The 25,421-nt window shown below is 66.9% G+C and carries 16 protein-coding genes; all 16 read right to left on the reverse strand.

The annotated features are described in order from the left end of the window. Window position 1 precedes the first annotated feature (1 nt). Window positions 2-418, reverse strand: a complete 417-nt coding sequence (locus EUA93_RS16995; RefSeq protein WP_207208810.1) for a hypothetical protein — start codon at window positions 416-418, stop codon at window positions 2-4. Window positions 419-449: 31 nt separating this feature from the next. Next, window positions 450-1,043 (reverse strand): GNAT family N-acetyltransferase, encoded by a 594-nt coding sequence (locus EUA93_RS17000; protein ID WP_207208811.1) that lies wholly within the window; start codon window positions 1,041-1,043, stop codon window positions 450-452. A 10-nt stretch (window positions 1,044-1,053) separates the two neighbouring features. Then, a complete protein-coding gene (locus EUA93_RS21850) occupies window positions 1,054-1,578 on the reverse strand; it encodes a hypothetical protein (RefSeq protein WP_207208812.1) in 525 nt (174 codons plus the stop codon). A 12-nt stretch (window positions 1,579-1,590) separates the two neighbouring features. Then, the gene (locus tag EUA93_RS17015) at window positions 1,591-1,995 is read right to left on the reverse strand and encodes a YjbQ family protein (protein WP_129401498.1); all 405 of its coding nucleotides are present in this window, start codon (window positions 1,993-1,995) and stop codon (window positions 1,591-1,593) included. Window positions 1,996-1,998: 3 nt separating this feature from the next. Beyond that, entirely contained in the window at window positions 1,999-2,298 is a 300-nt protein-coding gene (locus EUA93_RS17020; RefSeq protein WP_129401499.1) for a thiamine-binding protein, read from the reverse strand. Between the two features lie 18 nt (window positions 2,299-2,316). Then, the gene (locus EUA93_RS17025) at window positions 2,317-3,045 is read right to left on the reverse strand and encodes a DUF3105 domain-containing protein (protein ID WP_129401500.1); all 729 of its coding nucleotides are present in this window, start codon (window positions 3,043-3,045) and stop codon (window positions 2,317-2,319) included. A 9-nt stretch (window positions 3,046-3,054) separates the two neighbouring features. Beyond that, window positions 3,055-3,594, reverse strand: a complete 540-nt coding sequence (locus EUA93_RS17030; protein WP_129401501.1) for a SigE family RNA polymerase sigma factor — start codon at window positions 3,592-3,594, stop codon at window positions 3,055-3,057. Beyond that, on the reverse strand, window positions 3,581-4,804 hold the full coding sequence (locus EUA93_RS17035; protein WP_129401502.1) for a hypothetical protein: 1,224 nt from the start codon (window positions 4,802-4,804) through the stop codon (window positions 3,581-3,583). The genes EUA93_RS17030 and EUA93_RS17035 overlap by 14 nt, the downstream gene beginning before the upstream one ends. Before the next feature lie 383 nt (window positions 4,805-5,187). Further along, a complete protein-coding gene (acnA, locus tag EUA93_RS17040; protein WP_129401503.1) occupies window positions 5,188-7,881 on the reverse strand; it encodes an aconitate hydratase AcnA in 2,694 nt (897 codons plus the stop codon). A gap of 178 nt (window positions 7,882-8,059) precedes the next feature. Further along, window positions 8,060-8,410 (reverse strand): hypothetical protein, encoded by a 351-nt coding sequence (locus tag EUA93_RS17045; RefSeq protein WP_129401504.1) that lies wholly within the window; start codon window positions 8,408-8,410, stop codon window positions 8,060-8,062. A 45-nt stretch (window positions 8,411-8,455) separates the two neighbouring features. Further along, window positions 8,456-9,955, reverse strand: coding sequence for a hypothetical protein (locus EUA93_RS17050; protein ID WP_129401505.1), 1,500 nt, complete (start codon window positions 9,953-9,955; stop codon window positions 8,456-8,458). Between the two features lie 617 nt (window positions 9,956-10,572). Next, on the reverse strand, window positions 10,573-16,263 hold the full coding sequence (locus EUA93_RS17055) for a sacsin N-terminal ATP-binding-like domain-containing protein (protein WP_129401506.1): 5,691 nt from the start codon (window positions 16,261-16,263) through the stop codon (window positions 10,573-10,575). Between the two features lie 65 nt (window positions 16,264-16,328). Further along, a complete protein-coding gene (locus EUA93_RS17060; RefSeq protein ID WP_129401507.1) occupies window positions 16,329-18,923 on the reverse strand; it encodes a DEAD/DEAH box helicase in 2,595 nt (864 codons plus the stop codon). Beyond that, on the reverse strand, window positions 18,920-21,061 hold the full coding sequence (locus EUA93_RS17065; protein WP_129401508.1) for a site-specific DNA-methyltransferase: 2,142 nt from the start codon (window positions 21,059-21,061) through the stop codon (window positions 18,920-18,922). Before EUA93_RS17065 ends, EUA93_RS17060 begins: the two co-directional genes overlap by 4 nt. 14 nt (window positions 21,062-21,075) lie before the next feature. Next, entirely contained in the window at window positions 21,076-22,578 is a 1,503-nt protein-coding gene (locus EUA93_RS17070) for an AAA family ATPase (protein ID WP_129401509.1), read from the reverse strand. A gap of 1 nt (window position 22,579) precedes the next feature. Beyond that, window positions 22,580-25,306, reverse strand: coding sequence for a hypothetical protein (locus tag EUA93_RS17075; protein WP_129401510.1), 2,727 nt, complete (start codon window positions 25,304-25,306; stop codon window positions 22,580-22,582). Window positions 25,307-25,421: the final 115 nt, after the last annotated feature.

Consider the following 25,421-nt stretch of genomic DNA (forward strand, 5'->3'; position numbering starts at 1 on the left):
CCTACATGCGCACCCGGTAGCGACGGCCACGCAGCGCGTCCTCGACCAGTCCGACCTCACGACGTACGCCGAGCAGCCGGGCGTCCTCGAGCTGGAAGGTCTGCACCGCCGCCTCGACGACGGCCTGCTCGGCCACGTCCTTGAGGTCGCCGCGGATCTCGCTGAGCCCACGTCGCGTGGCGAGCTGCTGGGCCTCGACGTGCAGCACGGCGAACCGCGCGAGGACCACGACGTGGCGCCTCAACCCGGCGAAGCGCCGGTAGTCCGGCGGGCACAGGTCGAGCAGCCAGCTCGCCGCGGTGACCTCCCAGTCGGGCGCGTCGGGCGGACGCACCTGGCGCGGCCACCCCGGCGGCGCGACCCCCGCGTGCCCCTGCGGCGGCGTCGGCCGCTTGCGGGGTTGGGGGGTCGGGAACACCCGACCACTCTATCGAACACGTGTTCGATGGTCAGCCGGTGCCGAGCGCCTTCTCGACCTCCGCCAGGTCGGGGTCACGCAGACCGGTGGAGTCGTGGCGCCACCAGACGTCGGGGTAGACGACGCGACCGCTCAACCAGTCGGGGACCTCGCTGAGCAGCACCAGCTGGAAGGCCGGCGCCGGGACGCGCACCGACGGGGCCTCGAAGCCGTACGTCGCTGCCGGCTCGAAGCCGCGCCTGCCGTAGAAGTCCGGGCTTCCCTCGAGGAAGATCGCCGGACAGCCGAGCTCGCGTGCCGCCTCGACCGCCGCCGCGACGAGGGCCGTCCCGATCCCCCGCCGCTCGTGCGCGGGAGCCGTGCTCAAAGGCGAGAGCATGCAGGCCTCGACGAGCTCGCGCCGCGCGTCGATCCAGCACCGGCTGACCCCGACGTGGCCGACCACCTGGCCGTCGAGGACCGCCACCCGCTCGGCGAGCAGGTGGTCGCTGGCGCGCACGTCGCCCCAGAGGTCGGCGACCTTGACGCCCCCATCGGGGTCGTGGGCACCGAAGGCCGCCCGGACGACGCCCAGCACCGCATCGGCGTCACGCGCCTCGACAGGCCGGATCTCGAGGTCGGTCACGGGTGCCACGCTAGCTGGCGAGACGCTCCCGGAGTCCCGCGGCGAGGCCGCTGATCGTCAGCGCGTCGAAGAAGCCCCCGGCGTGGGTCGCCAGCCGGCGCCGCTTCACCGGACCCAGCCGCAGCCGCAGGTGCACGCGGGAGCCGCGACCCGTCTCCGTCACCTGCAGGCACCAGGTGAGCTCGGTGCGACCGCGACGCGACGTGTAGAGCAACAGCGCGGGTGGCTCGATGGCGGCGAGGGTGAACGTGGCGTCGGCACCACCCCAGTCGGGGATCACGTCGCCCACGTGGTGCTCGAGGAGGCGCGGCTCGATCCGTCGCAGCGCCCACCGCGACCTGGGCACCCATCGCTCGACACCGGCAGGGAGGTACCAGCCCGCCCTCCGCTTCCCCAGCTGGACCAGCCACGGCCACACCTCATGCGGAGGCGCATCGAGGTCGAACGCCCGGTCCATCACCACGTCGGCCGTCACGAGGTCGTCGCCCGGCAGGACGGCGTCGCGCTCGGCTGGCGTCGGCCGCGCCCAGTCCACCTCAGCCGTCCGTCATCCCGCCAGGAACGACCAGCGCACCTCGCGCCGGGCGTTGTCGACGTTGAGGTCGACCAGGCAGATGCTCTGCCACGTCCCGAGGGCGAGCCGCCCGTCGAGGACCGGCACGGAGCAGTACGGCGGGACGATGGCCGGCATGACGTGCGAGCGTCCGTGCCCGGGCGAGCCGTGCCGATGCCGCCACCGGTCGTCGGCCGGGAGCAGGTCGCCCAGCGCGGCGAGGAGGTCGTCGTCGGAGCCCGCGCCCGTCTCGATGATCGCCAGACCCGCGGTGGCGTGCGGCACGAAGACGTGCAGGAGTCCGTCGCCCTCGCCGCTCACGAAGTCCGACGCGTCACGGGTGAGGTCGAGGACGACCTCGTCGCCGCCGGTGCGGTAGGTGCGGGTCTCGCTGCGCACGGCTCAGTCCGCCAGCGCGTCGTTGACCCGCTCGACCTTGGCGGCGAGCTGGCCGTCGTACCCGGGCCGGATGTCTGCCTTCAGCACCAGCCCGACCCGCGGGGACACCGCGGCGACGACCTCGACAGCCTGCTTGACCACGGCCATCACCTCGTCCCACTCCCCCTCGATGTTGGTGAACATCGCGTTGGTCTCGTGGGGCAGCCCCGACTCGCGCACCACGCGCACGGCCGCCGCGACAGCCTCGGTGACCGACCCCGTGGGGTCGCTGGACGTGGGCGAGATGGAGAACGCGACGATCATCCCGCCACGCTAGCGAACTCAGGCGTTCGTGCCCTCGCCGGGGAGCGCGCCCTGCGGGTCCGGCGTACCGCCCTGGCAGGAGACGCCGAACTCGGGGGCGGTGTGCCCGTCGCCGTACTCCTCGAGGAACAGCGGGAGCCGCTCGTCGTCGGCGCCGTCGAGCTGGAGCTGGGCTCCCCACACCGTCACGACGACCGGCGAGGGCAGCCCGTCGCGGGGCGACATGATCCCGTTGTCGGGCAGCAGGGCCTCGAGCTCGGCGAGGTCGCCGGCCGACAGGTCGGGGTCGTGGGTGATCCACGTCGTGCCGTGCTCGAGGTCGTGGACCGCGTTCTCCTCGCGCACCGGGACGTCGTAGACACCGCAGTCGAGCCAGATCGGCGCGTGGGCGCCACCGGCGGGCGGGTCCTGCGGGTAGTCGACGTCGTCGGTCGTGTGGGCCCGGTCCGTGATTTCCCACGTCTCGACGAGGGCCAGGTCGAGGGCACGCTGCGCCTGCTCCTCGCCTCGCAGGGCCTGATCGATCAGCGGCGCCACCAGTGCGGCACCGAGCACCAGCACCGCGCCCACGGTCGCGAGCACCAACGGGAGGGCAGGCCTGCCACGTGGAGCGGACTCGACGACCTCGGCCCCGGCGAACCTGTCGTCGGGGACGTCCGACCCGACATCCGGCTCTGCGGATGGCCCGAGGGGCGGCTCGACGGGCGGCTCCGGCTCGACCTGGTCCGGCCGCTCGTCGTCGTTCACGGCGTCAGGCTACCGACGGGCTGGGTGCGACCCGGACGGGATGGTGGACCCGGTGGCCGGGCGGTCCTCGCCGTCCTCCCCGAGCAGCACGCGCAGCCGCGCCAGCCCCGCGTGCGTCTGCGACTTCACCGTGCCCACGGAGCACCCCATCACCCTGGCGACCTCCCGCTCGGGCTGGCCCTCGACGTGCCGCAGCACGACAGCCGTGCGTTGCCGCGGCGGGAGCTGGCCGAGCGCATCGGCCAGCACGACCCGGTCGGGCACGGACGGGTCCGTCACCGCGACCCGGAATGTGTCGTCGTCGGCGTCGGTGGTCACCTCCCTCCAGCGTCGTCGCCGCCAGCGCGTGACGTTCTCACGCACCATGACCTTGCGCACGTAGGGCTCAGGATCCCCGCTGATGCGCCGCCATGCCGGCACGCACCGCGCGAGGGTGGTCTGGAGGAGGTCCTCCGCGTCGGCGCGGTGGCCGGTCAGGAGGTACGCCGTGCGCAGCAGCGGCTGGTAGCGCGCGGCGACGAAGTCCTCGAAGTCGTCACGGTCGGGCACGGCGCCTCCAGAGGGCCAGGCCACCCACTGTGCCGACGAGCAGCGCCACACCCAACCCGGCCACGACGCGCGGGTCCACGGGGTCGGACGGCTGGACGGCGTCGACGACAGGTGCGGTGAGCAGGCCCTCGGCCCAGTCCCACGCCAGCATGGACGAGCCGCCGGTGGTGACCGGCTCCGCGTCTCCCGTGGCGACGTCGATCGACACGATCTCGTAGTCGAGCTCGTCGGAGCCCACGGACTCAGGGCCCGAGGTCGTGCGGCGGACGACGACCAGGTGCTGCGCGTCCCGCCAACCGAGCACCTGGAAGGTGCGCTCCGTGCCGGGCACCACCTGCTGCCCCAGCACGGCGTCGTCGAGATCACCGAGCGTCACCTGGTTGGGGACGCGGCCCCCGAGCCCGGGACCGCCGATCTGCGCGAGCGTTCCGTCCTGACGCAGGACGGCATTGGACCCGGCAGCGCCGCTGGAGCCGGTGAAGCCGCGGCGGGCCACTCGGCGTACGTCACCCGTGGCCAGGTCGACGACGTCGCGGCCGATCAGGAGTCGCTCACCTGCGGCCTCGCTGAACGCGTCGAGCTCGCTGAACACCTCACCCTCGAGCTGGCGGAGCTCGCCACCGCGCGAGACGTCCCAGGCCCAGCTCGTGCCACCGACGGCCGAGGACTGGTCGATCGCGGTGCCGTCGGCGCCCGCCTTCCACTGGGCGAAGGCCCCCACGAGAGTCGTGGCGTCGGCCCACAGCAGGGCCGTCGACGTGATGCCGTGCTCGGTCGCGAACTCGTGACGGACGACTGCGCCGGTGACGACGTCGACGACGGCCACCGTCGTCACGCTGGTGTTGTGGCCCTCCCTCGTGCGCGGAGTCCCTCGCGGTGTGCCCGCGAGCCAGTAGGCCACCCGGCGGCCGTCCGGCGACAACGCGATCCGCTCGGCGAGATCCCCGTCGACGTCCAGGTAGAGGTAGCGACCCGATCCCGTGATGACGCTGATCGCGTTGACCGGGCCGCCCCAGGTCTCGCGCGTGGCGAGCTGCGCTGCGACGACGGGCTCTCGCGGCATCCCGACCGGACCCCAGGCAGGGTGGTCGTAGACCCGGTCCGGAAGCGTCGGTGCACTGCTGGGGGTGACAGCTGGCTCCGGGGTAGCCGCGCGCTGGAGGGTGACCGCGGACAGGGCGATCATCAGCACCACTCCCACCGCGGCCACGACCAGCGATCCAGCCCGCCGCCGCCGGCGCCACCGTTCGCCACGGTCCCAGAGAGCTCCCGACGGTGGGGTGGGCAGATCCGCGACGGTGTCACCCGCCACGCGCTCGAGCCCCTTCAGGCCGTCCTGCAGGTCCACTGGTCCTCCTCGTCGCCGGCATCCTCACAGACACCTACGCCACGAGCTCACCGAAAGGTTGGGTCCCGACCGACGCCACTCCCTACCTACCTTCCCCTGGCATCTAGGGACGTTCTGGTAGGCATCCCACCCTCCGGACCACCCAGAACGTCCCTAGATGCCGGGCGCGGGCGGGCGGGCGACACATGACAACGGCCGCGTCCGGGAGGTCCCGGACGCGGCCGTGTCTCAGCCGGTGCGTGCGGTCAGGCGCGCAGGAGGTTGCGCAGGACGTACTGCATGATCCCGCCGTTGCGGTAGTAGTTCGCCTCGCCGGGGGTGTCGATGCGGACGGTGGCCTCGAACTCCGAGACCTCGCCGAACGACTGGTCGGTGCCGGGCGCCGGCTCGACCTTCACGGTGACCGTCTTGGGCGTGGTGCCGTCGTTGAGCTCGGTGATGCCGGAGATCGAGATGATCTCGGCGCCGGTGAGGCCCAGGTCGTCGGCCGTCTTGCCCGCGGGGAACTGGAGCGGGATGACGCCCATGCCGATGAGGTTCGAGCGGTGGATCCGCTCGTAGGACTCGGCGATGACGGCCTTCACGCCCAGGAGCGCGGTGCCCTTGGCGGCCCAGTCGCGCGACGAGCCGGAGCCGTACTCCTTGCCCGCGAGCACGATGAGCGGGGTGCCGGCGGCCTGGTAGTTGGCGCTGGCCTCGAAGACGCTGGTGACGTCGCCGTCGGTCGTCGTGAAGTCGCGCGTCACGCCACCCTCGGTGCCCGGCGCGATCTGGTTGCGCAGGCGGATGTTGGCGAACGTGCCGCGGATCATGACCTCGTGGTTGCCACGGCGCGAGCCGTAGGAGTTGAAGTCACGCTGGTCGACCCCGTGCTCGGCGAGGTAGCGGCCCGCGGGGCTGTCCTTCTTGATCGCACCGGCCGGACTGATGTGGTCGGTCGTGACCGAGTCGCCGAGCTTGAGCAGCACCCGGCCGCCGACGATGTCGGTCACCGGCTCCGGCTCGTGGGGCATGCCGTCGAAGTAGGGAGGACGCCGGACGTAGGTCGACTCGGGGTCCCACTCGAAGGTGTTGCCCTCGGGGGTCGGGAGCGACTGCCAGCGCTCGTCGCCGGCGAAGACGTCCTGGTAGGAGTCGTTGAACATCTCGGAGTTGATCGCCTGCGCGATCGTCGCCTCGACCTCGGACGGGCTCGGCCAGATGTCCTTGAGGAAGACGTCGTTGCCGTCCTGGTCCTGGCCCAGCGCGTCGTTGAACAGGTCGAGGTCCATCGACCCGGCCAGGGCGTAGGCCACCACGAGCGGCGGGGACGCGAGGTAGTTCATCTTGATGTCGGGGTTGATCCGACCCTCGAAGTTGCGGTTGCCCGACAGCACGGAGGTGACCGCGAGGTCGGCCTCGTTGACCGCGGCGCTGACCTCGGGGATGAGGGGGCCGGAGTTGCCGATGCAGGTCGTGCAGCCGTAGCCGACGAGGTTGAAGCCGAGCTTGTCGAGGTACGGCGTCAGGCCGGCGCGGTCGTAGTAGTCGGAGACGACCTTGGAGCCGGGCGCGAGCGTGGTCTTGACCCACGGCTTGCGCGAGAGGCCCTTGTCGACGGCGTTCTTCGCGAGCAGCGCCGCACCGATCATCACGCTCGGGTTGGAGGTGTTGGTGCACGACGTGATGGCCGCGATGGTCACGGCGCCGTGGCCGATCTCGAAGGTCTGGCCGTCGAGGGTGACCGACGCCGTGGCGCCCTTGTCCTCGGTGTAGTCGTCCAGTGCCTTCTGGAAGCCCTCCTGGGCCTTGCTGACCTCGACGCGGTCCTGGGGACGCTTCGGGCCGGCGAGCGACGGAACGACGGTGGAGACGTCGAGCTCGAGCTGCTCGCTGTAGCGCGGCTCGGCGCTCGGGTCGTGCCAGAGGCCCTGCTCCTTGGCGTAGGCCTCGACGAGCGCGAGCTGCTCCTCGGAGCGGCCAGTGAGGCGGAGGTAGTCGACGGTCTGCTCGTCGATCGGGAAGACGGCGATGGTCGAGCCGAACTCGGGGCTCATGTTGCCGATGGTGGCGCGGTTGGCCAGCGGCAGCGCGGAGACGCCCTGGCCGTAGAACTCGACGAACTTGCCGACCACACCGTGCTCGCGGAGCATCTCGGTGATCGTGAGGACGAGGTCGGTGGCGGTCGAGCCCTCGGGCAGCTCGCCTGACAGCTTGAAGCCGACGACCCGCGGGATCAGCATGGAGACGGGCTGGCCGAGCATCGCGGCCTCGGCCTCGATGCCGCCGACGCCCCAGCCGACCACGCCGATGCCGTTGACCATCGTGGTGTGGGAGTCGGTGCCGACGCAGGTGTCGGGGTAGGCCACGCCGTCGCGGACCATGACCACGCGCGCGAGGTGCTCGATGTTGACCTGGTGGACGATGCCGGTGCCCGGGGGGACGACCTTGAAGTCGTCGAAGGCGCCCTGGCCCCACCGCAGGAACTGGTAGCGCTCGCGGTTGCGCTCGTACTCGATCTCGACGTTGCGCTCGAAGGCGGCGGGCGTGCCGAAGACGTCGGCGATCACCGAGTGGTCGATGACCATCTCGGCCGGGGCGAGCGGGTTGATCTTGGTGGCGTCGCCGCCGAGCTCGGCCATCGCCTCGCGCATGGTGGCGAGGTCGACGACGCAGGGCACGCCGGTGAAGTCCTGCATGATCACGCGGGCGGGCGTGAACTGGATCTCCTGGTCGGGAGCGGCGCTCGCGTCCCACCCGGCGATGGCCTTGATGTGGTCGGCCGTGATGTCGGCGCCGTCCTCGGTGCGGAGGAGGTTCTCCAGCAGCACCTTGAGCGAGAAGGGCAGGCTCTCGACGTCGAGGCCCTCACCCTTCACCGCGTCGAGGCGGTAGATCTCGTAGGACTGTCCGTCGACGTCCAGGGTGCCCTTGGCACCGAAGCTGTCCTGACTGGCCATCAGCCACATCTCCTCGGGATTTCAGCGGGTTCGCGTCCATCCTGCCGTCGCGGTCGGAGCGACGGAAAGGAAGGCGAACCTTACTTGGGGGGATTCTCGGTCTCTCGACATCAAGATACACGACGTCAAGGAGTGATTCCAGCGGACGCGCGTGCCGTGCGCCGTGCGGTGCCGTCGCTCAGGCGCTCACCCGGTCCAGGTGCTGCAGCAGGTCGTGGGCCGCGAGCTCGACGTCCTTGTGCCGCCACTCGGCAGCGCGGTAGACGCAGGCGATCAGCCCGCTCCGGTGCACCCGGCGCAGGTCGCCGTACACGAACGCGTGCCGCGCCTTGGTCTCGTCGTTGGCGCCCTCGGTCAGGCCCAGGAACCACGCGCCGTAGTCGTCCCACGAGTGCCGCTCGAGGTAGGCGTTCTCCGCCTCCGCGTGCGGCTGGACCTCGCCCCAGTCGCTGTCCAGGACGTACTGCCTCGCCTCGATCAGCCTCCTCGCGTGGGAGACGGCTGCCGTGTTCACCTCGTAGGTGGCCATGCCACCCACACTCTCCTGCTACGGCGCGCGCCACAAGCGAGCCAGTCAGAAGCCGAACATCTTGCCCACAGCGGAGAAGAAGGCATCAAACGTCCTCGCGATGGGATTGCTGGCGCCGTCGGCGGTGGACTTCTGCCAGAAGAGAGGGCTGTCGCCTTCGAACTCGTCCACAACGAGGGACGTCCTCCCGCGAAAGTAGGACGTGAAGACATCGGTTCGACCGACGCTTCGATCCAGGCGGGAGTCGAATCCCATCACCAGATTTCGGTCCATCCTTGCCGTTCCACCCTCTGGATTGAGAGCTACGACGTCACCGCTCCCTTGTACGAGCAGGCTTCCGGTTCCGGCGAAGAGGATGTAACGGACCTGCCACGTTGCCAGCGACTGCATGCCCCAACTCCAGCGCGTCGTGAGGTCGGGCGTCCCGATGATGCCCACGACGTGCTTGGGATGCATCACGACTCCCGGATGGTCAGCGAAGTCGATGCGCATCAGGTACGCGTCGGGGTCTGTCGGAGCCGTCAACTTCGCCGAGGTACCGCCGTCCACGCCCGTGATCCGACTGAGACCACGTAGGCCTGACGCAAAACTGATGAATGGCGATGTCTTGTCGTAGAGAAAGAGGTTCCGGGCTTTGCCACCGACCGGCCGCACGTAGTCCGAGCGCGCCGACAGGACCTCACCTGGATTCAGGTGGATCGTCAGGGTCCGCTCTGCAGGCGCCGAACGAAGTTGTGCGTCCTGATCGAGCGACCCTGCCGCCAGTCGAATTGGTTTGGGCACCCGCGTCACCAAAGGCATCAGCACGAAGTAGCCGATGATCCGCGAGAGCGCCGGCAGGCCGAAGAGAAGAAGAGCGGTTCCCACGACCCACTTCCACGTGTGTGCCCACGTAGCGACGATCCATCCGGCCCATGAGTTCTGCCGCTCTTCTAGGCTCTCCTGTTCCGCAGTTTTCTGGTCCAGCTCGGCCTGGGAGTTGTCGATCTCCCGCTCGACGACCGACTGCCCACCGTCGGCTCCGAGCTGGTCGAGCTTCTCTGAGTCATCGAGCTCAGGGTCCGTCAGAACGGCCAACTCACCTTCCGCCTGCTCAAGGTTCGTCTCCACCGTGGTCAGTGCCCCATCGGCGGCTGCGATCGCTGCCTCCGCTTCGTCGCATGCATTTCCGGGGAAAACCCAGGCCGCCACCTCGCCTCGCCAGCCGCAGATCTCGTGCTCCTCTCGCACGCGCTCGAGGTCATCGGCCTTCTCAGAAACAGCGAGTCGGCCCTCTTCGACCTCGGCCTGCACCGCTGTGGTCACTGATTCGACGGCGTTGCTCTGGCCCTCCTCCGCGGCGGCCTCGAGCTTCTGGATATCTGTCTCCAGAGATGCGCGCTCGTCCGCGAGCGCCTCAAGACGGTCGCGATCAGCGACCGCGTCGCGTAGAGCCGGAACCGCCTTCTGGACGAGCAGCATGCCCATGAACACGACCATCACGAGCGCCACGAATACGGCGACCTTTTCCAGCGCCCACTTGAGGACAAACACGATGAGATGCACGCGCCGGATCGTAGTGATGTATTACGACATCGCGGGTCCATTCCTCGACAAGAGGGCGACGCACTCCATGTGGTGCGTCATCGGAAACAAGTTCATGGCCCTGAGCGTAAGTGCGATCTTTTGTGAGCGACTGCGCTCACGAGGCCGAATGCGCCCCTGACCTGCAGCGATGCCGTTTGCGACGTCGGGTGACGACGGCACCCCGTTGCGTGCCTTTGCGAATCAAAGCGAGCCCAATCCGAGCCCTCGCGTCAGGCGAGGGCCGACAAGCACAAAGGAACGCAGACGGGGCCCTGCACCAGCGGAGCCGCAGGTCTCCGGGCGCTACACACCCCCGCCGACGAAAGGCCGGGTCAACGGGGCGCCAGCACGTAACTGCATCATCCGGCACGGGGTCGCCTCGGGATTGGCCGGGACGCGCGAAGGTATGGCCCGACGAGGGAGATTTGAACCCGAACCCTCTGGCTTCCTGCCGCCGCTACGGAAACGTTCCGAAGATCGTGGATCTCCTCGGGTTTACACGGGAAGACCTCACAGTCCACTACGGAGTGGATCGGGTGAGCACGGGGCAGGTCGGACCCGTAAGTGGCCAGTTTCCGCCAGCGATCGAATCGCTCTCACCCCTCCTTAGGCACTGTGTATCGCATGCGGTATGTGTCGACGTCGCGATCGATCTTGCCGTCCATACACAGCTGCACAGGGTCGATGAGTAGGTCCATCGCTGCCGGCGCGGCAGATCCCGGATCACGACGGACGGCGAGGACCGCGTACGCGGCGCGCGATGCGTCCGTCGCGCGCATTCGCTCAGCTCGGTCCCATTCGCCGCTGGAGAAGAAGAACGAGCCGGCAGCCGCCTTGACCTCCAGCGCGATCGGGTAGCCACCATCTGGCTCTGAGTCGTCGAGGATCCACCCCAGGACATCGAATCCGAATCCGTCGGCGAACGCTGAAACGTGAAGGAACTCGGTGAGCCGGTCGATGACGTCTTCCTGGTCGAGGTCGGCCTCGGTGGCGGCGCGGGCGAATCCATGGACTCGCTCTGTGGCGGTGCCCGTGAAGCCGTAGCTGTCGAGCATGGAGTCGATCGCCTCGATCGCCCGACGACGCGTCGCGTTGTCGAGGTCGAGCAGAGTCTTGGTCATGGCGGTGACCGCCCAGGACTCCGCCTCGTTGCCGATCTGCTTCTTGCGCCACTCGACCTCGACGCTGACCGTTCCAAGTGCCACGAACTTCCGCCCCTTTGACGGCATCCTCGGCGGCGGCGGAGGCGCCAGCTCGACGGGCGTCGTGACCTGGACGCCGCTGTCAATGAGAGTTCGGCTCTGGTGGGTGAACACTGCAACGCGTTTGCTCTGCTCGCGCCGGAGCGTCGCCAGCACCTGCTCGGCCGCCGCGCCAGGGAGCCCATGCCGCTCCGCCAGTGCGAGGATTGAGTGACGATCAGGTGGTTCGCCGGGGAGATCATCGACCAACAGCGTTGCGAGTACCCCGCGGAGCGCCTCGAACTGCTCCCCCGCCAGAAGCTCGTCCAGCACCTGAAGCAGGGCCGACGGTGATCGTGGCCTACCGAGCACCTCGTCGATCTGCCGGGCCTCGTCGCGGATCACGGCAGCGGATGCACCGCTGGTCCTGGCCAGGAGTGAGAGCAGTTTGATCTCGCGTGCCCACTTCTGGGCGAGGTCGGCCAGGCGAGCTGCGCGGGCCTCGTCGTCGTACAACTCGCGGACACGTTGGTCCAACTCGGCTCGTTGCCAACCAAGGGCTGCGGCGATCGCTTGCGGCGCGTCGAGTTCGAGGGCGACTGCCTCCAAACTCAGCCCGTGACGATGAAGCAATGCCACAACGGCGGCCAGGTATTGGCCGGCGGTGGGCTCCAGAACGAACTCCAAGTCGGCGGCCGCGGAGACGGCTGCTACCTCAGCCTTCGCCGCACCTTCGTCGACACCGTTGTGGGCCAAGGCTGCCACCAACCGCTGCGCATGTCGGTCGCACCAGTCCTTGAGTCGTTCGGCCGCCACCCCGATCGAGAGTCGGGGTTCGTGACGTTGCTCCAAGGCGGAACTGAGTGCCCCGAGGTCCACACCGTTGGCGTCCAGGGTCCGGATCACGGCACCGCGTCGGTCACCGGGCCTGTCCGCCGCGATCCCGTAGGCCACGGTTTCCGCGTCGGCACGCTCAAGGCCCGCGTCGCCGAGAGCAGTCGTCAGAGCTTCGTGATCCAGCACGTCTTGGGCAGTCGGTGCGGGGTGGCCCAGCACATCGAGCACCGCCCCCAGCCAGTTGGTCGTGCGTGCGTGGTCCGTGTCGGTGAAGATCCCGAGTTGGGACCGGATCTGCTGAACGTGCTCTGGCAGCACTCCCCAAGAGCGCAACAGATCCTCGCGGTCGTGGTCCTCGGCCGTCAGGAGGAGTTGGAAGGTATCGGAGTAGGCGCCTGCAACGTCGCTCAGAGTTGCGAGGTGGCCCGCGAGCCGACGCGAGAGGCGCGCTCGCCAGCCTTCTCCGTCGATGTCATGGAAGATCACGGGCCTGCCAGCGCGCCCGGTGTCGAGGTAGCTCTCGTCCCTGGTGGAGTCCCCCACAACCTCACGAACGGCCGGCATACCCACGACCGCGACGACGAGGACGAGGTCATTCAGGCGGCGCACTCGTAGGTTGCGGAGGCGATTCGCACGTTCTCTGAAGGCATCGCCGGTGGGGTCCAGCGGGTTGGTTCCACCGGCGTGGTGAACCATGACGGCGAGCAGCTCTGGGATTCGGTCGGTCAGTTCGTGACGGAGCTGTTCAGTGATGTCCACGCCCTCGTCGCTGCCTTGGCGCTCCACGACGACGTCGAACGCCGAAACTCCCAGGCCGCGAGCCACGGCTGTCTTGTCCCGCGCGAGTACGACGAAGGGCACACGACCGGCGAACCGCGGGCGGTGGGCAACATGCCGCCCATCATCATGCCGGCACAGATCCGGCCGGCGGTGTACGAGGGCGGTGCCGAACTCGCAGAGAACCTCGAGATCGTCGAGGAGTTCCGGATTCCTCTCCTTGATGCTCAAAGCCTCGTAAACGAGGCGATGCAGCCCGACGAAGGACTGCCTCGCACTTCGCGCGTAGTGCTCTGGAGACCCCTCTAGCAGCGTGCGTAAGGCGGAATGCAGTGCAACAAGGCGGGCTGGTGGGGCCTCGTCCAGCGTCTCGAGTCCACACAGTTCGCGCAGTGCGGGAGCCCAGTCGGATGCGTCGACCAGTGGCAGGTGTTGAAGCGGGCTGGTCCTCATCGTGTGGAGATCGAGGCCCCGGAGGTCGGCCCAGGCATCGTCGGCGGGGTGCCCGTCGGCCGGCACGCCGCCAACCGTCGTCGGCAGCCAGGCTTGCCTGTTGAGCTGCAACGCCAAGGTGCTAGGACGCCCCTCGCCGGGGTTCGTCCGATAGCGCTTGGAGTGGTAGTTGCCCGCGGGGGTCGTGCATCCGGGGCAGAAGGCTGAGGATCCGGCGAGGGACGCATACAGGGCGGAGCCGTCAGCGACGGCTCGCGACATCAGTTGGCGGAAGTTGTGATCTGCCCGTTCGAGGGGCCACCTGAATCGTGCGTCTTCGGCGACTGTGATCTTGCTGTGACCGGTGCCTCCCCAGTTCCAGGACTCGAAGTTCCATTCCTGCGGGTCCGTGTCGCGTGCCATCCCGTCGCGGACTTCCGGCCACGGCCAACTCTTGTCCGGGTCCGCGCGACCTGTCTGATGCCCTTCGACCGGAAGGATCTCCCAACACCCGAGGCGGAGGAGGAAACCGAATTGCTCGAGTGCTCCGCGTTCAGTGAGGGTGTCGAGTCCAGCGCTGGCCGAGCCTGGATCTGCGTCATCGGGGGGTGTGTGTTCAGCACCCTCCGCCTCTTCTGCCTCCTCGTCGTCAGCACCTTCCTCGCTTGGGAACTCATCGGCAAGGTTCTCGAGCGACGTCAGCGGCAGGTACTCAAGCACGACATCTGGTGCGGCGAGGAGGGACCCACTGCCCGGCGCCAACTCAGCCAGTCGGCGCATCGCTGCGGAGCGCCTCGCGGCGTCGGCATACGGCAGGTTCGTCTCGACCCAATCTGCCCAGTCGGCACCGAAGGTCAGGTGTGTTGCGGGTCTCCACGTCCCGTCCGCAGCGGGCAAGTGCACATGGGCCAAACTCCGCTCCCGTCGCTGCCGTTGCTGTTGACTGACGTCCGCCCTTGCCCGTCCTGGGACGAGCCAGAACCAGCGGTAGTTTGCGTAGGTCAAGGCACGCTCACTGCTGGCGAGCGTGCTGAAGTCGGATCGCCGCTCTCTGGCCAGCAAGTTCCATAGGAACCTGAGCAGCTCGGTCCGGTCCCTCTCATCAAGTCGCGCGCCAGCGGTGGTGAGCCTGTCCAGGACGGCATCAACGGTGAACGGGCGGACACCCAGGATCTCGGATCTGGCGCGTGTCTGCTCGTCGAGCAGACCGTCCGCCACGAACTCGACGTCCAGCGACCGCGGTGGCGTGAGCGGGCGCCTGCTCGCTTCACCGAGTCGGGCCATCACTGCGATGCCGCGCGCTCCCGGCTTGGAGCCGTCCGGGTCGGGAACGGGGACCAGAGCCCGGAGTCCATCAGGTCGCGTCACCGGGATCAGACAGGCCTCGTCGTCTCCGGTCAGGTTTCCGATGAGCTGGCCGCCCCGGAACGGATCCATACGCTTGACGGCGTCGAGGAGGTCGAGCAGCGACAGGAAGTGTCCGTCGGCGACGGCATCCGAAGGCCACGGCGAGGACGGCCCCGGTCGCAACAGCTCGTGAAGTGCTTCCCATAGCGTTTCCGAATCTTCGCGCCTCTCTTCAAGGAACCTGTGGACTTCGACGGCGAGGTCGGGGTGAGCGATCTCGCAGCCGGTTCGTGTGCGCAGGTAGTCCACAGGGAACGTTGCAAGCAGTGATGCGGTGACCTCCCTGTTCCCCGGGAGGAGGGTGACTGGGGCGACGCGTCTCGGTGACCCGGGCGCGCCGGGGAGCCATGCGACATGATCGAGGCCGGCCAGGACACGCGTATTGAAGTGCTTCGCGAGAGGCGTCTCTGGCGCGGGCGCAGTGGCAACGAGTTCGGCGAGGGCGAGGAGGTCCAGGCCCTCGTGGGTTTCGGTCAGGTGATCGACGGCTTCGATCACTAGGTCGGCGAGGGCGTCCATGATCACTTGGTTGGCTTCCATGGACCCGGCGTAGAAGCCCGTGCGGGCTGCGTCGACCTCGAAGTAGCCGTGGAGCAGGAAGGGCAAGCCGGAGCCGATCCGAGTCGGGAAGAAGAGGTGGAAGGGCGACGAAGCTTCTGGATCGTCGTGAGCGGCAACGGGCACCCTCGGATCGTCCTCGTCCAGGCGGAACGCGCTCGTGACCTCGGAAGCAAGGTCCCCGTTGTCCTCCAACTGCCGGTGGTAGCGCACCCAATTCGAGCTCGTCATTCCATCGCGTCGGATCGAGATCTGCTCGACCAGCATTCCGTGGACCGCGCTTCGCGAGTCGATGGACATGGAGATGTCCTGAACAGTGCCCGCGATCCGGTCCTCGATACGGATGCTGTCGAAGATTCTCAGAAGCACGAGGATCTGATCGCTGATGTCGTCCATGGATGCACGAACCTTGGCGACCCAGTTCTCCCGAGACCCGAGAGCTGCCGAGTGGCCGAGACGGACGACGGTGTCGTAACCCTCTCGGCCAAGCTCGGCGACGAGCCCGGGCACGTCCTCAACCCAGTCGGGGTAACGGAGGATCGGGACCGCCTGCAAGGGGGCAGCTTGGAACTCGCGTTGCTGGGCAACCCACTCGTCCCATATCGGTGACTGGGCTCGAATCGTGTCCCGGGCCTGCTCCGCGTCGAAACGGACCGCGAGTTGAGGTGACCCTTGGGAGAAGTCCGAATAGATCTCGGGGTCGGCAGAGATTTCAAGAGTCGACTTGAAGCCGATCCCCTTGTGTCCGATGGCCTCGCCCGCCTCCTTGGTGGACAGCCCGATCTGCCCCAGCGACTCGAGCACGACGGAGGCAGGGAACGGCCCCCCACGATTGGCCACCACCAGCGCGGGAGAGTCGTCAAGCACCACGACGAGGTCACACATCGAATCGCCCGGGTTCACCTTGCGCCAGGCGTCCGCCGCGTTCTGGAGCAACTCGATCAGAAACCGACCGTGGTACTCCTTGCCCAGCAATCGCTCCGCCCGCGCGAACGACCACGTGTCCTGCGCGCGAGAAAGCGACGGATGCTGCGCCCGTTCGAGAACCGTGTCCTCGGTCAGCGTGCGTGGGTCAACCACTCCCTCAGGGGCCACTCGTTACGTTCCTCTCCCGGCTTGCGCTGCTGTCCTCAGCCGCGAGCAGACCGACTCGAGCGTGCTCACTCGGCGTAGTAGTTGACGGCGAGGTCGGAGTTGTAGAACCAGTCGACCGTCTGGCCGCCCTTCTTGATGCCCTCGCGAACGTCCACGTCCTTGAGATTGAGTTTCTTCATCACATCGCCGATCTTGCTGAGCGCCTCGATGCGGTGAAACGTGTCGCCGTGCTCCTCCGCGAACGCAGCGAGTGCCTGGAGCTTCACCAAGGAGTCGTCGAGGTGGTGGCCGTGCGGATCGACGATCGACGCCTTGGCTTGGCCGTCGACCTCGTGGAAGAACACGAAGTCTGGGTGCATGGAACGCCAGTTGCCTGTCGTCTCGTCGCGGTACGCGATGCCGAGCGAGTCGGCCGTCTGGCGAGGCGGGTTGCGGTACCAAGCCAGCGCGCCGTCGCGGCCGATCTCGTGCTTGACGACCTCGCCCTCCCAGTCGTTGAGCTTCGTGATCGGGGCGTCGCCGTTCTCGTCTGACATGAGGTGCAGCTTCACGAGTTCAGCACGGCCGAGCTGGCCGTCCTTCTCCTCCACGTAGTCCTCGATGCGCGTCCGCGGACGACCGAGCCGGTCGATCTGCGGGGTCACAGCGAGCGCGTTGATGTCGCGGTACTCCTGCTGGCGGTCGTCGGGCAACTGCTGAATCGCGTCCGCGTGCTCGTCGAACAACCCCTGAGCCATCTGATCGGACTGCTTGTCGATCGCCTCGCGCACCTCGGGGACGCAGGCGAGAGCGGCCGCGCGCACATGCGCATCACGCAACGCATCGTCGCTGCCGTCGCCGTCAGTCAGGTGATCGAGGTATCCGTTCGCGATGTCCGAGCCGAACGCCTTGCGGGCGTCCTCGAATGCGTGGCGGATTGCGCGCTCGTCGGCCTGCTCAACGACGTCCACGTACTCGACGCCCTTGCCACCGAACTTCGCTGAGATCTCCTGGAGGCGCACGGCCAGGACCTCAGTGGTGGCCTTCTTCACGCGCTGGGCGTAGGTCACGGCAGCCTCGTCGAGCACGCGATGCATCCGGTCGGCAACCTCCTCCAGCGCTGCGTCCCGCACACCGTCGGTCGACAGCGCAAGGGCGAGGGACGCGAGGCGCTTCACGGGGGACGTGCCGCGCTGGGGAATCGTCATGGACGGCACCTCGTCCCAAGCCTTCCAGACGAAGTCTGGAACGGACTTGTTTGGCGTCATGACGCACTCTTCGAGGATCACCTTGCGACCGGACGGGTCCGGCACGCCGTCGATCTGAGCAGTCAGCAACTTCACGACGTCGCCCGCCGTCTTCCGGTCGAAGAACGGGAGCAGGCAATCAACGGAGTTGAGCTCGTCGTCGCCGGGCACCCTTCGTGCCAGGGGCGTACGGACCATGCGACCAAGCAACTGCTGAATGTGATCGTGGTCCTTCGCAGGGCGGAAAGAGACCAGCACCTCCGCGCGTGGGCAGTCCCACCCTGTCGAGATCGCATCCTTCGCGACGAGGATCCTCACGTGCGTGCGGTCCTCGACCACCTGAGGCTCGATCCAGTCGACTTGGTGCGCCCCGAATATCTGGGTTGAGTGCTCGCCGAGCACGTGCCGGATGGAGTCGGATCCGAGCTCCGGCAGCTCCTCGAAGATGACGTTCAGCGCTTCACCGATCTTGTCGTGATCCGGCGTGTTCGGCGCCTGCAGAACAAGGAGCGGTTTCACAACGTCGGGCAACCCCTGCGACTCGCAGTACTCCTGCCAGCGATCGGACGAGTGCTTCAGCTTCTTCGCGGCGCGCCGCACTAGCACCATGTCGATCGCCTGTGCCTCGGCAGGGATGTCTACCTTCACGAGGTCCTTGACCAGGCCCGACTCCTGCACCTGGAAGCCATCGACCTGGACCGGCGGCAAGTAGCGCCGGTCCCCTGAGACGTCCGCGTCGTCCATCGCCTCCTTGAAGTCGCTGATGGTTGCGGAGATGCCCCACACGACCGGAATCGGCGGCAGGCCAGCGTGACCGTTGACCAGCCGCTGAACGATCGTCGACTTGTCGCGTGTCGCCTTCGTGCCGAACCCTCTGTGCGCCTCATCGACGATCAGGTACAGAGTCAGGTCAGGGTCATCGATCGTGTTCGCGATGGTCTGCCAGATCGTGTAACCCTGAAGGTCGGGCTGGACCGAGGTATGCATGCCTTCAAGCACGTCGTCCTCGGCAACCACTTCATGCCCGCGAGTCAGCAGCGACGACTTCGACAACTTCTGCGTGTTGAGGAAGTACACCTTCCCGGCCTCGAGCTTCGGCTTCGAGAACGGCGGCTCGATGGTGACGAGGTCCGTCGACACGACCTGGTCGGACGCCTCCATGATCCGGAACCTGGTCTGCTCATTCAGGTTTGGGTCATCAGAGAACCAGATGACCACGGCACCTTCATCCGGCTCGAACTCGAAATCGTCGTTGCCGTAGAAGAGCGACTCGATCACGGCCGACGCGATGACGGTCTTTCCCGCACCCGTCGTCGCGGAAAGCGACACGGAGGTGGGCGACGACTCCCGCTGGTAGATCGTCTTCGCGCGGTCGAGCGACGCCAGCATGTCCTCCAGTGCGGTTCGCTGGTACGGCTTGAGAGTGAACTTCATCGGGCAGCCGCCCTTCCTGCCTCGATCTCAAAGTTGCGAAGGTACGACGAGTAGAGGCGGACTGGTTCGACGTGCTCAGGCAGTTGGCGAACCATCGCCTCGAAGAGTCGATCCTCGTCCGTGACGATGAAGGCGTGGGTCAGGCCATCCTCCGCCTCGACAGCCTTGATGAACTGCTCGCTTAGGTCCAGATTCGCAATGACGCCATAGGCATCCGCCACGTCCCATCCGGTCGAGATGTCGTCGATACGACGCCCCTCCGACCCTGCTCGCAACCAGAGGAACGGCGCGATCTTCGAGAATTCGCGGTGACTCGACACCCGCATCGCGGACTCGTATGTGAGCGTGAAGAACTCTGCGTTCTCCTCGAATCCAGTGGACATTGGGAAGTCGTCTATGAACCGGTAGTCACCGTTGACTGGATCACCGTCGGGCGTGACGCCGGTGATGGCGGCCTCAATTCGCGGCTTGGTGACGAAATCGCAGATGCCCCACTGCTCCCACCCGGGATCCCCTGGTCGCAGCCCCTCCGCTCGCAACCCCCTTTGCTCAGCTGCAGATACCTCGTTGTTCGTTACCGAAATGGACCTACGACGACCCCCGTCCTGCCTGTTCAGCCGCATGACAGCATGCGCTGTTGTTCCCGAGCCAGAGAAGAAGTCGACGATCGTGGCGTTCGGCTTGCCAGTCACGAAGAACCGAAGGGTGTCCTCGACGGCGAAGAGTGACTTCGGAAATGGGAACTTGCGCTCGGGAAGGAACCGGGAGAGAAGTGCCGTGCCATGTGCACTGGCGTCGTGGGACGGCATGAGCCACATCGTTTTCGCTTTCCGCGTGGCCAATGCCGTTGGCAAGACGTTCAACTTCCCTTCTGCGTCTCGACCATCGACCTCGAATGCGCCCGAGCGCACCAGCGCAAGGTCGCCACCCTTCAGATAGACGATTGACGCCGCGCCGATGGCTTCATCGGCACTACGCAACGCGGCGGTGCCCTCTTCGAGTTGCTCCCTGAGACGATCGGGTGAGACCTGCCACCTCCCCTCCTCGCGCCGGGGGTCCAAAGGCCAAGCAGCCCAAGTGCCCTCCGGCGGCTCGACCGTCTCGCGATCCTGAGCGAGAGGAATCGGGTCACCAACCGAGTGGATCGTCCCGTGCGCCACCGAGATGAAGATCGGGTAGAAGCCGTTTGGGCGGTGTGATCGCTTCCAGTCAGTGCTGCCGCGGCGCCGAAGACCCTGCCATGTGACTGTCGCAAGCTTGGTGTCCCCGTCGGCGTCCCTGAGCATGTCCGTCGTGCTGGTCGCCGGGTGACTCTCGCCAAACATCACGAAGAAGATGAACTCCTCCACACGGGAGAATTCATCTCCACGCTGTGAGCCTGAAGGCTTGATGGAAGACGTCACCATCTGAATGTTCGCCTCGGAGAAGCACTGCTCAAGCAGCAGCCCTAGGCGCAGGTATTCTTTCTCATCGATGGTGACGATCAGGACGGAATCGTCTGGGTTCAGCAGCTCCTTGGCCAAGAGAAGGCGGCGCTCCATCATCGCGAGCCACTTCGAGTGACGGTAGTGGTCGTCCGACTCGACGTAGTCGTTGTTGTACTTCCAGTCCTTCGCCCCTGTGTTGTAGGGCGGATCAATGTAGATGGCGTCGACGGCACCCCGGTGGGTGTACAACAAAGCCTGGAGAGCGTGGTAGTTCTCGGCGTTGATCACAGTGTGGAAGGGCTTGTTTCCCCCCCGCTCGACCTTCCCGGTGGAGACGAGGCCCGGGTAGATCGGGTCGCGGAACTCGGCGACCACGACGAGGTCCTCGACCGCAACGGACCAGCCCTCCTCGGGGTCGTCCACTGCCTCGACGTCCGCCCACATCGTCCCGTCTTCTGAGTAGGTCTTGATAACGCGAAAGAGGCGCTCGTCTTCCTGCTTCGGCGATTCGCCGCGGTCCGGGAGGACGCGCACTTTGTCGTTCTTGCGCACGGGACGACCGGGCAGCTCGACCGCCTCCGGAGTGTGCCGCTCGAAGTTGAGGCCGAACGCGCGACGATCCGCCAGCGCGTCGGTTTCGCGCTGCAGGTCCTTCGCGAGTTGGGCGTCCTTGTTGGCGACTTGACGGATGAGGTCGTTGAGGCGAGACACAGGTCGATTCTTTCTTAGGGGGTTAGGGGGACCGTAACGGTCCCTCGCGCGAACGAGGCGAGGATGCGCTGGTGGGTCTGACGCGGCAGATGCCTGTTCCCCGGTTCGCCGTACGGTGTACCCGGCCTGGCCGGTGCCTCTTGGAGCAGCTGGTCCAAGCCCGGTCGGGACAGCATGAGGAGCCCGTGGGTGGCACGCGTGCAGGTGACCGCCAACCGGCCGAAGTGGGAGTTGAACTCGTTGAGGTCCGCTGCGCCGGTGAGGGGGTGAATGGCGACCGTGATGCCGTTCGTCTGCCCCTGCCACGAGTCGATCGTTGAGGCCGTCAGGTCCTTTTCGGTCAGTTCGTGCTCCTTGCTGAGTCGCTCCACGGCGTCCCTCGCGTCATCGACAGCCTGGTTGCGGCTCGCGAGGATCGTTACGAGGGTGTCGTCTGGTTCGTCACCCGGCTTGACCGTTCGGGTTTCCCCGGTGGGCGTGCCGGTGCCGTCTCCCATGGCGGCCCACTCGAGCTCAAAGTCCGCTTCGAACAGAGCGTCGAGCAGGTCAGCTGCGAAATCGACGAGATGCGTGTCGACGTCGGCCGCTTCGGCGTCCGGTAGGCCTTCGACTTCGATCAGTGTCGGTATCCCTGTGGCGACCTGGTTCCAGACTTCCTTGGCGATCCCTTGGAGTCCGCCGAGCCTGATCCGCTTGTCACCGGGAGCGAAGATGCAGTTCAGCGACTCCCATTCCGGGTAGAATGCACGCCAGAGCCCGAGCTGTTCGCCGGTCGGTCTCCAGACGGCTGGCAACTCGATCTCTACGGTCTCGGGATCGCCGTAAAAGTTGGTGGGCCAGGCGCGGTAGGGGTTGAATCCAGGGTCGCCGCGCCACGGGTTCGTGCCGATCTCGAGCGGCGGGAGTTGGCCCACATCGCCGACGCCGACGGCAATCGGCGCTTTGTTCTCTATCGGGTCGAACAGGTGGTGGGGCAGCTGCCACGCCTCGTCGACGAAGAGGACGTCGAACGGCGCTGTCCCGTTCCGCGCGGGTCCGAGGTTCTTGAGCGTGCGGCCGTAGTCGCGGCCCAGCTTGTGTGAAGTCGAAACCACGACCCTGGTTTCGGGGGGGATGGCCGACTCGGTTTCGACCACGGTTGCCGCCGCGTGCACATCGTCCGGGACGAGCTCCGACTTGCCCTTGGCCGTCAGGAGCGTGACGCTCTCCTGTCCGAGGAGCGAGCCCAGATCTCGCGCGAGAGGCCACAGTTGGCGGTTCTGGAACGCGACGACTGCGACGCGCTGGCAGTCGACGTGGTTGACGGCGTCTTCGACAAGAGTCTTGAGGACGTAGGACTTGCCGGCCCCGGCGGCCGCCTTCAGCAGAATCCGTTTGATTTCGGTCTCGCGCGACAGCGCGGCACGGAGTTCGCCCTTGGCCGTCTCGGCGACGGCGGCGTTGCCGGCTGCGGCGCGGTCGTGGTGCTTGGCGTCCTGAATCGTCGGCGCCACGGGCGGGTTGAAGTCGATCGCCATGTCAGTCCAGGTCGTCGATCGTCAGGTTGTCCGGGACCGGCTCGGGAGCGGCTGCACCGGGGTCGCCCTGAGCTGTCCCGGTCGGTGCGATGTCGAACGCGTCGGCGTCGACGATCGGCGGCCAGACATCGGGGTTGAGGTCGCCGTTCTTGCGTCGTTCAGCCAATGTGTCGGACCACTCGGCCTCGATGTCGTCGTGCGGGCGGCAGCACCAGGCGTGGCCCACGGGGTCGTCACCCCAGCTGCCGAGCTCGCACGAGGCTTTCGGCGCCTGGTTCTCGTCGAACTTGAACTCGGCGACCGCCGTGGCCGTGTTGCGTGCGAAATTTCCGAGCCACGCGAAGTCAGCAACGACTACCTGATCCCCGACATCCAGCGTCGGAATGTTCGCCGGGTCCCAAGTGAACCTCCGAGGCTCATCGTGCCCGTCCGACGACAGCGGACCGATCGCCATCCCGGTGATCTTTCCGTAGCGGTCGAATCCGATCTCGGACCCCTCGACGCACGGCTCGCCGTTGCAGTGCAGCAGCACGATCCGCGACTCGTGCACGATCCTGCGTGACTTGATGTCCAGCACCAACGGCTCGGTCGTAACCACCGTCGCCATCGCCAGTTCGCGGGTGCCTGCGTCCTGCGCAGCGTCGGCGGCGACTTGCGGGTTGCCAAGTGCGCGGAGCTGGCGAACTGCCTTGTCGTCGGCCTCGACCACGTCCACCAGCTTGCGACGCCACTGACGGTTGGTGCGGCCGAACCGAACGAGATCGGAGGCACGAAAGGTCAACCGGCGGTACCAAATCTCCTGAGCCTTGCGCTCGGCCTTGCGGTGAAGAGCCGCAAGATTCGACTCCGGGAAGGTGGCCAGCACGTCGATCACTGCGGTGAGCACGTCCTGCTTGTAGGCCAGCTCGTCGAGCACCAGTCGCTCGTACTCCGCCGCGTGGGCGGGCCGAACCTCAGCGGTTCCGTCGCCGACGTACGACCGGTGGATTTCGTCCGACCGCGCGTTGCTAAGACGTGCACCCGGCGTGTGGACGAGCTTCTCGATCTCGTCAGAGAGTTCCCGGTGATTGATTGGTCGCTCGCGGGTCGCCTTCGCCCATGCCACTTGGTAGTCGAGTCGGAAGGCGTTGACGGCTGGGCCGCCAGGTACGACGTGTCGGGCAAGCACCGTGCGCGCGTCGACGATGGGGGTGCGCAACTGGAACGTGCGGGCTCGATCTTCTTCTAGGAGGAACGAAACCGCGGTGCGCTGCACCTCGCGCAGGATCGGCGGGACTTCGGCTGGCTCGCCGTTGAAAGTGAGCGCGGGACGCCCCATCTCCTTGTCACGATGCCAGCGGAGCCTGCTCAGTTCGATGCCTGCCATGTTGTCGGCGATGGAGACGAGCAGGTCGGCTGTGCCCTTCTCGGGGACGACCATGTGAATCGGGTCGGGCGCGTCGGGATTCAGGCGGCGCGCTTCGGCGAGAGCGGCAGTGAACTCCTTGCCGAGGATTGTCATGAGTGATCGACGAGTGTCGGCACCCATCGGATTCGAGAAGGCCGTGGCTTTCCACTCAGTCGGCCCGTCGGCGGTGATCCGCTGGACAGCCACACCGTGGACGCCCAGCGCGGCGCTGTCCGACTTGGCGATCACCACGTTGACCGTGCCGGGCTTGCCGATCGGATCGATTCGGTACTGCCCCGTCCGCTCTGCCACGCCCTCGGTTGTGGCCACGATGAGGGCCTGCAGCGAGCGCTCGAGCGGTCCGATCTCACCCGTGCCGTCAACGAGCCCGACGGCGTGTGGGCGAACGTCTGCGGGAACGCCGAGCTCGATCAGCAGGGCCGTCGAGTCGGAGGAAGTTCGAAGCTCGCTTCGGCAGTACGAGAAGAGGGTGCAGGTGGAGCACGTGCTCGGGTTGAACGTCGCTTCGAGGTGTTCGACGAACTCGTCGATTTCGCTCGATGGGTCGTAAGTCTGTTGTTGCGCTTCGTCATGGCGCTCCGCAACACGGAGCCGGACCTCCTCGCGGTGGTCGCGAAGGTCCTCGACCAATGCCTCCGGCTGAAGGAAGGAGTTTCGTGGAACGGCGAGTACTCCCCACTGGTGCACGTCCATGCTCGGCGGCAGTTGAGTCCATGAAGCCGCCGACTCGGCGCCGAGCGCGATCTGCAGGAAACCCTTGAGCAGGCGGTTGTCGTCTATGCGCGACCGGACGCGCTCGTAGTCTTTGGCGTCGCCCATGATCAGCCAGCTGCCATCGATGTCGCCGCCTTGTTCGTGCGGCGCCTTTCGCGCGACAACGGCAAAGTCGGGGAGCGCCGGGGTCGCGCTGGCCTCCTCGAAACCGACGAAGGGGATGGCCAGCTGGTAGATCATCGTCGCGACGTTCCCTGAAACGGCGCGCTCGTGGGCGACGGCAAGGATCGCCGCCGTCTTGTCAACGTTGGTGCCTGCATGGACTATCGCCACCGACTCGGGCCGGGCCAAGTCGAGCCGTCCGACGGTCGTTGTCGCTACCTCGCTGGCGAATTTCTCGTCTCTGACGAGCTTCTCGAATGTGGCGGCGCGAAGCCACCTTGCCTCGGGGATCTTTCCCGAACTGTCGGCGAAGCCAATGTCAACGGCGAGTTTGCGCCGGGAACGACCCGTGATGATCGGGTCGGTCCCGCGGAAACGCGCGCAGGCGGCATGGGACGACGCCGCCACCGCGCTGGTTGCGCCTCCGGTTACTGTCGCCGCCACCCTCGACCCCGCTCTCGGTTCACTTGGTGAGTCGCCGGATGCAACCCCCGGTCAAGGACCCTAGTCAGACGGTCCGACAGTGTCTGGCCATTCGGTCGCAAAGGTCCTCGCAATG

This window comes from Nocardioides oleivorans (genome assembly GCF_004137255.1).
Lineage (GTDB): Bacteria > Actinomycetota > Actinomycetes > Propionibacteriales > Nocardioidaceae > Nocardioides > Nocardioides oleivorans.

Excerpts from the sequence above, each read along its gene's own strand:
- acnA (WP_129401503.1), bottom strand. The coding sequence starts at position 7,881 with ATGGCCAGTCAGGACAGCTTCGGTGCCAAGGGCACCCTGGACGTCGAC.
- EUA93_RS17020 (WP_129401499.1), bottom strand. The coding sequence starts at position 2,298 with ATGATCGTCGCGTTCTCCATCTCGCCCACGTCCAGCGACCCCACGGGG.
- EUA93_RS17045 (WP_129401504.1), bottom strand. The coding sequence starts at position 8,410 with ATGGCCACCTACGAGGTGAACACGGCAGCCGTCTCCCACGCGAGGAGG.
- EUA93_RS17060 (WP_129401507.1), bottom strand. The coding sequence starts at position 18,923 with ATGAAGTTCACTCTCAAGCCGTACCAGCGAACCGCACTGGAGGACATG.
- EUA93_RS17070 (WP_129401509.1), bottom strand. The coding sequence starts at position 22,578 with ATGGCGATCGACTTCAACCCGCCCGTGGCGCCGACGATTCAGGACGCC.